The organism is Bacteroidota bacterium, from assembly GCA_039714315.1.
GTDB lineage: Bacteria > Bacteroidota > Bacteroidia > Flavobacteriales > JADGDT01 > JADGDT01.
Genome location: JBDLJM010000113.1, coordinates 1 through 10,199, shown reverse-complemented (window position 1 = coordinate 10,199; position 10,199 = coordinate 1). Strand labels below are relative to the sequence as shown.

The 10,199-nt window shown below is 34.1% G+C and carries 9 protein-coding genes; 8 read left to right on the top strand and 1 reads right to left on the bottom strand.

What is annotated here, in order from left to right:
* The first annotated feature begins 50 nt into the window (after positions 1 to 50).
* The 4 genes from ABFR62_10775 (at position 51) to ABFR62_10760 (ending at position 3,857) form a co-directional block, all read left to right on the top strand.
* Complete coding sequence (locus ABFR62_10775) at positions 51 to 1,565, top strand: NAD(P)H-hydrate dehydratase (GenBank protein MEN8138904.1); 1,515 nt, start codon at positions 51 to 53, stop codon at positions 1,563 to 1,565.
* Between the two features lie 61 nt (positions 1,566 to 1,626).
* On the top strand, positions 1,627 to 2,247 hold the full coding sequence (locus tag ABFR62_10770) for a YiiX/YebB-like N1pC/P60 family cysteine hydrolase (protein MEN8138903.1): 621 nt from the start codon (positions 1,627 to 1,629) through the stop codon (positions 2,245 to 2,247).
* Positions 2,248 to 2,354: 107 nt separating this feature from the next.
* Entirely contained in the window at positions 2,355 to 3,266 is a 912-nt protein-coding gene (locus ABFR62_10765; protein MEN8138902.1) for a proline dehydrogenase family protein, read from the top strand.
* Between the two features lie 132 nt (positions 3,267 to 3,398).
* On the top strand, positions 3,399 to 3,857 hold the full coding sequence (locus tag ABFR62_10760; GenBank protein ID MEN8138901.1) for a ferritin family protein: 459 nt from the start codon (positions 3,399 to 3,401) through the stop codon (positions 3,855 to 3,857).
* A gap of 73 nt (positions 3,858 to 3,930) precedes the next feature.
* Here the strand turns inward: ABFR62_10760 and ABFR62_10755 are convergent, their stop codons facing one another.
* On the bottom strand, positions 3,931 to 5,592 hold the full coding sequence (locus ABFR62_10755; protein MEN8138900.1) for a Zn-dependent hydrolase: 1,662 nt from the start codon (positions 5,590 to 5,592) through the stop codon (positions 3,931 to 3,933).
* A 424-nt stretch (positions 5,593 to 6,016) separates the two neighbouring features.
* Between ABFR62_10755 and ABFR62_10750 the strand changes: the two genes are divergently transcribed.
* From ABFR62_10750 to ABFR62_10735, 4 genes are all read left to right on the top strand, one after another.
* Positions 6,017 to 6,439 carry a nucleoside-diphosphate kinase gene (locus tag ABFR62_10750; GenBank protein MEN8138899.1) on the top strand — a complete coding sequence of 141 codons (423 nt, stop codon included), beginning with the start codon at positions 6,017 to 6,019 and terminating at the stop codon, positions 6,437 to 6,439.
* Positions 6,440 to 6,708: 269 nt separating this feature from the next.
* Positions 6,709 to 7,647, top strand: a complete 939-nt coding sequence (locus ABFR62_10745; GenBank protein ID MEN8138898.1) for a Gfo/Idh/MocA family oxidoreductase — start codon at positions 6,709 to 6,711, stop codon at positions 7,645 to 7,647.
* A gap of 286 nt (positions 7,648 to 7,933) precedes the next feature.
* Positions 7,934 to 8,308 (top strand): GxxExxY protein, encoded by a 375-nt coding sequence (locus ABFR62_10740; protein ID MEN8138897.1) that lies wholly within the window; start codon positions 7,934 to 7,936, stop codon positions 8,306 to 8,308.
* A gap of 60 nt (positions 8,309 to 8,368) precedes the next feature.
* On the top strand, positions 8,369 to 10,072 hold the full coding sequence (locus tag ABFR62_10735) for an ABC transporter ATP-binding protein (GenBank protein MEN8138896.1): 1,704 nt from the start codon (positions 8,369 to 8,371) through the stop codon (positions 10,070 to 10,072).
* Positions 10,073 to 10,199: the final 127 nt, after the last annotated feature.

The window sequence follows — 10,199 nt, the reverse complement described above, 5'->3', positions numbered from 1 at the left end:
AATTAATTAAGATTTCTTAAATTTATTATAACAATTAATTTCATTCTGATATGAAGATTTTATCCCCGTCACAAATAAAAGAGGCAGATTTGTTCACTATTAAAAATGAACCTATTCCTTCGATTGAATTAATGGAAAGAGCAGCCATGCAATGCTATAATTGGGTGGTTAAGAATCTGTATAAAGATAAGCCGATAGATATTTTCTGTGGAGTTGGGAATAATGGAGGAGACGGTTTGGTAATATCCAGGTTACTGATAAATGCCGGATGGAATATCAGAACTTATATTGTTGAGTTTTCGGGAAACTTTAGCGATGATTTTAAAATAAATTACGAGCGGTTAAAAGGGTTAACAGATATAATTCATATTAAGGATTTTAATACAATTCCTGTTATAGACGGAGGTTATATTATAGATGCAATTTTCGGAGTAGGTTTGAGTAAGGCCCCTGTTGGATTTACTAAAAGTCTAATAGAAAAAATAAATAAAAGCAATGCAAGGGTTATTGCTATAGACATGCCTTCAGGACTTTATGCACAACAAAAAACAGACGATACAAATTCTATAATAAAGGCAGATTACACCCTTACTTTTCAGTCTGTTAAATTATCACTTTTATTACCTGAATATGCTGAATTCTCGGGTAGTTTTGAAGTTTTGGATATAGGTTTGCTAAAGGAGTACATTGATAGTACGGAAAGCTACTATCATCTTCTTGACAAAAGCTTTGTTTCAGGCTTATGGAAAAAGCGAAAAAAGTTTTCACATAAAGGGAGCTATGGTCACAGTTTGATTGTTGGGGGAAGCACAGGTAAGATAGGAGCTATATTGTTAACTACAAAAGCCGCTGTAAAAAGTGGTTCAGGATTAGTTACTTCATTGATTCCAAAGTGTGGTTATCAGGTTTTGCAAACAGCTGTTCCTGAAGCTATGGTATTGATGGAAGGCGAAAATCACCTTGATAGTTTGTATTATTCCATAAAACCAACAGCCATCGGGATTGGTCCGGGGCTTGGAACTGTAGTAGGAACACATGAATTACTGAAAAGTTTTTTGGAAGATAACAGAACACCAATGGTTTTGGATGCAGATGCATTGAATCATTTATCGCAACATCGCGAAATGATGGATATGCTGCCTGAAGGAGCAGTGTTAACACCTCATCCAAAAGAATTTGAAAGACTGGTTGGTACTTGGAATGATGATTATGAGAAAATGAAACTCGCAAGTGAATTTTCAATGAATTATCAGGTAATTTTAGTGTTAAAGGAAGCTCATACTTCCATATTTATGCCAGATGGAAATATTTATTTTAACAGTACGGGTAATCCCGGGTTAGCAAGTGGAGGAAGCGGTGATGTATTAACGGGTATTATCACTTCTTTGATTGCCCAGGGGTATTCGAATTTTGAGGCTTGTGCTTTAGGGGTTTATATCCATGGACGTACAGCTGATATTTCTTTAGAACTTGGAGAAGAGTCCGTGGAGAGTTTCTCTGCGGGAGATATAATAAAAAATATAGGTAAGGCCTTTATAGAATTGAAAAATGACCAGACGAACTAAAAATTTAATAGGGTTTAGTATTCTTATCATTACTTTCATTTTTTATTTGAAAATAAATTATTTGAATGCTTACAAGCCGGTAGAAGGAGATTTACTATTTCAGGATTTGGATTGTGGATTAACCTGCGATGCTATTGAAGAGGTTACATGGGGCAGAGATTCAGTGAAATTTTCTCATATAGGATTGGTAGTGAGTGACGATGAAGGATGGAAAGTTTTGGAAGCAGTCTCAATTGGAGTGACTTTAACTCCATTACATGAATTTTTGAAAAGAAGCAGTGATAAAAACGGAAATCCAAAAGTTTGGGTAGGAAGAGTAAAAGAAGATTATAATTCGATTTTGGTTAGTTTGATAAATAATGTTCCCGATGTTCTTGGAATGGAATATGATGATGAATTTATCTATAATAATGGAAAATATTACTGTTCTGAGCTGATTTACGACCTGTTTAAAGAAGCTAATCATAATAATGCATTCTTTGAATTGGAACCTATGACTTTTAAGTCTTTAAAAACCGGTGAATTTTTTCCTGTATGGATAGAATACTATCAAAAACTGAATGTTCCAATTCCTCAGGATTCTTTAGGGATAAATCCTGCAGGTATTTCTCGTTCCGAAAAGATAGAGATTGTAAATAAATTAGGAGATATTGAAGAAAGAGGATATTTTGACATGAGATAAGTGCTAATCATTTTGTATTTTTTTAGTGTAAATTTTTATAATCTTATATATTTGTAGCTGAAATAAGTTGATAGATTTTTAATGTGTAACTTTTTATAGAGCAAAAAATGTTTAATAAAATGATAGCGGGACTGTTACCACATTTTCCAAAGAGGTTAATATGGTCATTCTCAAAAAAATATATTGCAGGAGCAGAGTTGAAAGATGCAATTCGAGTTTCGAAGGAGTTAAATTCACAGAATATTATGATAACTGTAGATGTTCTTGGAGAATTTATTACAAATTTATCCCAGGCCGATGAAACCAGGGATGAGTATCTGGAAGTAATAGAAGAGTTTGAGAAAAATAAGATTGATGGAAACTATTCTGTAAAACCTACTTCTTTCGGACTATTGCTTGACGAAGAAAAAGCTTATCAAAATATTCGTGCAGTAGTTGCAAAAGCGGCCGAATACGGGAATTTTGTTCGTATCGATATGGAAGATTCTCCGTGTACCGATCTTGAGATTACACTGTACAGAAGGCTGAAAGGTGAATTTCCAACAAATGTTGGTTTGGTTGTTCAGGCTTATATGCGCCGTACTTTTAGTGATATAAAAGGCCTTATGGATATACATTCGGATATAGCTCCTACAAATTATCGTTTGTGTAAAGGGATATATATCGAACCTGAGGAGGTTGCATATAAAGATTTTGATGAAGTAAATGAACACTTTCTGAAAGATTTGGAATATATGTTCCAAAATGGAATCTATGCCGGAATTGCAACTCATGATGAGTTTCTGGTAGAAGGAGCTTTTAAACTGATCGAAAAATATAATATGCCTAAAGAAGGTTATGAGTTCCAAATGCTTTATGGTGTTACTCCAAAACTTCGTCAAAGAGTAATTGATGCAGGCCATAGAATAAGAGTTTATGTGCCATTTGGAAAAGATTGGTTTGGATACTCGACACGTAGATTAAAAGAGAATCCAAATATACTTTCTCACGCTATGAAATCTATCATTAGTAGGGGATAAGGAAAAAAAATAAAGACTAAAGAGATCATTCATTTTTGGGTGGTCTTTTTTTTGTATAAATAAGTCATATACACTTTATTAGCAGATTAATTTCCTTAAATTTGATTATATTAAACTAATAAATCTACAATAATGGAAAAATTTAATTCAATTGACGAAATACTCGATTATGCAATTCAATCGGAACAGGATGCAGTTGATTTTTATACCAATCTTGCGGAAAAGGCAAGTAACATTGCTGTGAAGAAAATATTTTTGAAAAATGCAGATGAAGAAAAAGTACATAAAATCAAACTTGAAAAAGTAAAAGCGGAAGGTGTTTTTGCAGAAGAGTTTAAAGGAGGCGTACCTGATTTAAAAATATCTGATTATATAGTTGCAAAACCACCAAGTAAAATAGATGATTATGCTGATGCCCTACGGCTTGCAATGCACAGAGAAAAGGGTGCTTATAAACTTTATACTGTTTTGGGAGAATCAACAAATAATTCAGATCTGAAGAAATTATTTGCCCGTTTGGCCGAAGAGGAAGCCAGTCATAAGCTGAAGTTTGAAATAGAGTATGATGATTATGTTTTGAAAGAAAACTGATTTATTATTTTTTATTGCCAAAATGGGCAATAAAAAATTATCCCCTCTCAAGAGGGGATAATTTTGAGATTTATTACAATCCTAATGTTTCAGACCCTTGTTCCCAAACAACATCAACAGGAATTTTAGCCTCAGAAAGTTTGTCTAAACTTTTTTGAAGATCAGCTCCGATAACACCTTTTTCAGCCATTAATTTTGAAACTTTTTCATAATCCCCATCTCCCTGGATAGTTAGTATCAATTCAGAAAGAGAATTCATTGCCTCTTCCATTTTTACGAAATCAACTTTATATGTTCCGTCTTCGTTTTGGGTAAAAGCTCCTGCTTCTTTGAAGTAGTTAAATCTTAGAAGGTTTGCTTTTCCGTGAGCAGATGATGCTCCAAATCTTATAGAGCGGAATATTCCGGCCATAAATGTTACCATATTGTCTTTTATGTCGGAATCCAGTTCACCTTTCTTGATAAGTTGATCAACCATGTAAAGTCCCAGGATATCTGCTTTTCCTTCTTCGAGTGCCGAACTTTTTTCTTTTAATGCTTTACGAACACTGCCACTTCCATCGAGAGTTTGTTTAATTCCCAAACCATGGGCAACTTCGTGAAACATTGTATTTGCAAAAAATGCATCGAATTTTACATGCTCTCTTTGCGATTCGTCAATTAAAACTCCTGTAATAGGAATAAGAATATTGTCGAATTTAGCCTGCATGGCATTTTTTAACTGCAGTCTTCTACTTCCTTTTGCCAATTGAACTTTCTCGTCGTTTGGAAGGTTTATAGCAATTGTTTTACTACCGGCATTACAATCGCCTGCATAATAAACTACATCGTAAGCACCAAGATCTGAATCGGTCCCCGGAGTTTCAGCTTTATATTTTTCATCAACAGGAAGACCTTTTTGTAGTTCAGGAAGGAATTGTGCAAATTTCTTCAATTTTTCACTCCATTCTAAATCTTTAATAAGAATGAAAGCTTCGTGAGCAGTTTTATATCCGTAAAGTTGATCCTCGTAGTTTTCAATGGGGCCCACTACAAAGTCGATCATATTATCTTTCATGCTCATCCAGGCCATATCCGATTCAAAATAATCGTCATTAAGTAATGCTTCTGCACGAAGTTTCAGGTATTTTTTAAAGTCGGCACTTTCTGCAAGGTCAGATGCCTCAAGTAATAAGTCTGATGCTTTTTTTATTTGTTCGGAGAACATTTCGTGATACGGAACTAAAATGAGTTCACCGGCATCATTCCTGCGAACAAAAGAATATAAACCATCTTTATCCTTATTTTCCCATTTGTCAAACTCTTCCTTTGTCATATCAAGAGGGTAATAGTTTGCTCCGGCAGGTTTAGCCTTTTCTCCACTAATAAATGGCTTATTACCATCGAGTCTGTTCCAGGGACCGTAATTTATTTTGAAAAGTTCTTTTTCGGCCTCTGTTCCTAAGGAAGCAAGTTTGGTATCAGTATTATCTAATACTTCATACTTGAACAATTCATTCATTATTTTAGATACTTCGAACATTTTGGAAAGCATCTTTTTTTGATTTTCGCTCAAATGCGAAATGTCGGTAGTTAATTTGAAAGAAACGTACTTGTTCAATTCATCCTGAACCATAGTGTTTTCCTGTTTAGTTTCAGTTTTTACCGGCTTTTTTTCTTCGTCACTGCTGCATGACTGTAGCGAGGCAGTAGATATTGCAAGAGCCAGTAAAGCACTTTTATAAACTGTATTCATGATTTTTTATTTATTATTTGTTGTAAAAATAAGAGATTTTTTATGATTTTATGATTTTAACTTGTGATTTTGGCTTATGATCTGAATACCTCCGCCAAGGATAGAAGCGGCAGCTTGTGTTTGGAAAATGCATTGATTTATTTGTCTGCAGAGCGATTTTATGAGCTCCTGCAGGCAAATATATTAAAGAAAGCATTTTCCAGACACAACTATAGCGTATAGCCTGTATAGGCGGCCAGGTAATATGAATAAGTATGATTATCATAAAATACTGTTTACAATTTACTTTCATATTGACTATATGGTAATTTTCAATTAAAGTTTTTGATATTGTTACAATAATCCGGGGTAGTATTAGGATTAATGAAGTATATTTTTAATTTTGTTGAATTAATAATAATTATAACCCATAATTAAAGAGAATATGTCAGGGAACAAAACTTTTACAATGATTAAACCAGGGGCGGTCGGAAATGGATTTATCGGTCCTATTTTAGATAAGATTACAAGTGCCGGTTTTAAAATAGTTGCTTTGAGAATGACTCAAATGACAAATGGTGAGGCTGAGGCTTTTTATGATGTGCATAAAGAGAGACCATTTTATGAAGAGCTGGTAGAATTTATGTCGAGCGGGCCAATTGTTGCTGCAGTATTGGAAAAAGATAATGCAGTTGAAGATTTTAGAACTTTAATTGGATCTACCGATCCTGCTCAGGCAGCAGAAGGGACAATAAGAAAGTTATACGCAGAATCATTGGGGCATAATGCTATTCACGGTTCTGATAGTGATGAAAATGCCGAAAGAGAAATAATATTCCATTTCGCAACAAAGAAGATTTTCTATTAAAGGATAGATTAAATATTTCTAATACGAATTTATGCGACTTCGTCGCTGTTTATAAAGGTGCAAGCGCACCTTTTTTTGTTTATGAATTTTCTGCAAAAAATCGGTTGAGTATTTTAAAAAAAAATTATTTGTCTTTACAGTGACTAATTTGTAGAAAGAGTGTTCCCCTGTATTACCTTATAATATTGTTGAAAAATATTGGTAAATCATGGTTGTTTTTCAGGCTATAATTAAAAAAAAGTATTTATTTCGTGTCAAAATGTAAAGTTATGGCTACGGAAAAGAGATTTGCATTGATTGGGGCTGCAGGATATATAGCTCCAAGACATATGAAAGCAGTAAAAGATACAGGAAATAAGCTTGTTGCTGCCCTGGATAAAAATGATAGTGTCGGAATTATTGACTCTTATTTTCCTGAGGCAGATTTCTTTACAGAGTTCGAAAGATTTGATCGTCACATTGATAAATTGCGCCGCAAAGGAGATGGAGTTGATTATGTTTCGATAGCTTCACCAAATTATTTGCACGATGCACATATTCGCTTTGGACTTAGATCGAATGCTCATGTGATTTGTGAAAAACCTCTTGTTTTAAATCCGTGGAATGTTGATGCTCTTTCTGAGATAGAAAATGAAAGTGACAAAAGAATATATAATATACTTCAACTACGACTTCATCCTTCGATTGTAGCATTAAAAAAGAAGATAGAAGAAGGCCCCAAAGATAAAATATATGATGTTGATTTAACATATTTAACATCGCGTGGACACTGGTATTTTACTTCGTGGAAAGGGGATGTTACGAAGAGTGGTGGGGTAGCTACAAATATAGGAGTTCACTTTTTTGATATGCTGACATGGATTTTTGGTGATGTTAAGCAAAATATTGTACACACACACGACAGAGAAAAAGCTGCAGGATATTTAGAATTGGAGAAAGCCAGAGTTCGCTGGTTTTTAAGTGTTGACTATAATTCTATCCCAAAAGAAATACAGGCTACAGGAGCAAGAACTTATCGTTCTATCACGGTTGACGGAGAGGAAATTGAGTTTAGCGGTGGATTTACAGATCTTCACACACTTAGTTATCAGGAAATTTTAAAAGGCAACGGTTTTGGATTGGATGAGGCCAGGAGATCGATTGAGATAGTTCATGATATTAGGAGTAAGGAGATAGTAATGTTGGGGGAGAAGCATCCTTTGGTGTAACAAGTAGAAGGTCTAAAGTAGAAAGTACAAAGTCTAAAGTACAAAGTCTAAAGCATGCCCTGAGCGTAGTCGAAGGGTCTAAAGTGTACATAATTCCTAGCGATAATCGGGGAAATGATAATTCGATGGAGTCAATCTGTTGAAAAATTTAATATAACTGCATTACTGTGCCTCTGTATCACAATATCTACTGTTCGCTGATTATGTGACTTAGGAGGGCGGAGCCGTCCACTAATTACACTAATTAGCACAAATTTATTTGTAGTAAAATATAAAAGGAGATATTATGACTGAATTATACTTGAAAGAAGAGTTCTATGACATCGTTGGGGCTTGTATGGAAGTACATAATAATTTAGGTAGCGGTTTTCTTGAAGCTGTATATCAGGAAGCTTTAGAAGAGGAATTTAAATTTAGAAAAATTCCTTTCGAAAGAGAAAAGCAAATAAAAATATCGTACAAAGGAAAAGAATTGAAGAAATATTACATTGCTGATTTTGTTTGCTATGATAGTATTATTGTAGAATTAAAAGCATTATCAGGGTTAACAACAGACCATGAAGCTCAGATACTCAATTATTTGAAAGCAACAAATAAAAAAGTTGGATTATTAGTGAACTTTGGAACAAAGAGTTTACAACGAAAAAGGCTAGTATTTTAGGCTACAAAATAGCCAAAATGAATTAGTGCTAATTCGTGTAATTAGTGGAAAAATCAGCGTATGATAATTACAGATACAATAAAACAACTTAAACAAATACTCCCGTCGCAATTCAAAAAGCAAGGGATTATTTCAGTTATTTTATTATTTATTAATTCAATACTGGAATTGGTAGGGCTGGCATCCTTGTTACCATTGTTTATGGTGATTTTAAAGGAAAATGTAGTTTATGAAAATCAATACTTAAACAGTATTTACAACACATTAGGATATACTTCTGAAAATGCTTTCATAATTAGTATTGCCGGGCTTGTAGTATTAATGATCATTTTGAAGAATATCGTAGGTTTACTAATTCAGAAATACCAGACTACATATTCTTATTCTATAATGGAGTACTTTATGATCAAACTTCATAAATACTACTATAAAAAAGGATTTCTGTATTTTAAGGAAACAAATTCTAATATTATCAATCGTGATATTTTTGGAGTACCACAGAGGTTTGCCCAGTCAGTTGTTCTCGGGATGTTCAATTTGTTTAACGAGGTAATATTACTGATGTTAATCGTTATTGCAATTGTACTTTATAATCCGGGGATATTGTTGTTGCTGGTAGTGACTATAGTTCCTGTATTCGTTATTTTTTACAAAGCAACAAAGGATAAAATAGCGAAGTTAGGAGAGGATTTCAATAAAGTATCACCGGAAATTGGGAAAAGTATATTTCAGTCGGTATTTGGGTATGTAGATGTTATTATTAACGGTACATATAACTTTTTTCAAAAGCGGATGACGGGTAATATGGCTGAATTTAAAAGAATATCCGTAAGCAGAACGATATTTAATTTAGTCCCCACCAAACTTATTGAAACAACTATGGTTCTGGCAATCTTTGCTATAATAACTTATGGTTTGTTATTCATGCCATCGAAAGAAAGTTTAGCCGCTTTATTGGGCGTATATGCTGTTGCTGCATACAGGATAATGCCCTCTATAAACCGAATAATGATTGCCTTAAACGGATTAAATGAGAGTCAGTATACTTTGCCTGTGATTGAGCAGGTTAAGGATTTTGAAGAAGAGGAAGTTGAATCAGTGCAAAGTATATCGTTTAATAAAGCAATATCACTTGAAAATATTTCATTTAAATATCCTAACGCCGGACGTAATGTCATAGACAATTTTAATTTAAGAATTAAAAAGGGAGAAGTGATTGGTCTACGAGGTCAGTCCGGAGGGGGAAAAACCACCTTGATGAATATAGTTTTAGGGTTTTTAGACCCAACGTCAGGAGAACTGAAGGTTGACGGCAAGGTTATTAATAATGGTAGTGTTGCGGCCTGGCAGAAAAAACTCGGTTATGTACAGCAGGAAGTTTACTTACTTGATGCTTCACTTGCAGAGAACATTGCTTTTGGTATCGATGTCGATAAAATAGATTATGATAAAGTAGATAAGGTAATTGAACAATCTAGTTTAAGTAATCTGACAGGAGAATTAGAGCAGGGTGTAAATACAAGAGTGGGCGAGCGAGGAGCTCAACTGTCGGGAGGACAGCGACAAAGAGTGGGTATTGCCCGAGCTTTATATTTCGATGCTGAAGTACTGTTTTTTGATGAAGCTACATCGGCACTCGATCCACAAACGGAAATTGAAATTAATGAATCGATAAAGAAACTTTCACACCAAGGTTTAACTATGATGATTATTGCGCATAGGGAAACCAGCTTAAATAATGTCGATAGAATAATAGAGATGTAGTTAGCTGGTTCAATCAGTCCATAATATTAAATTATTCTTGGTTAAACCAGCTTAAATAATGTCGATAAAATTATAGAAATGTAGTTAGCTGGTTCAAGCAAAACAAAATGTGAAAATATTTTTGCTT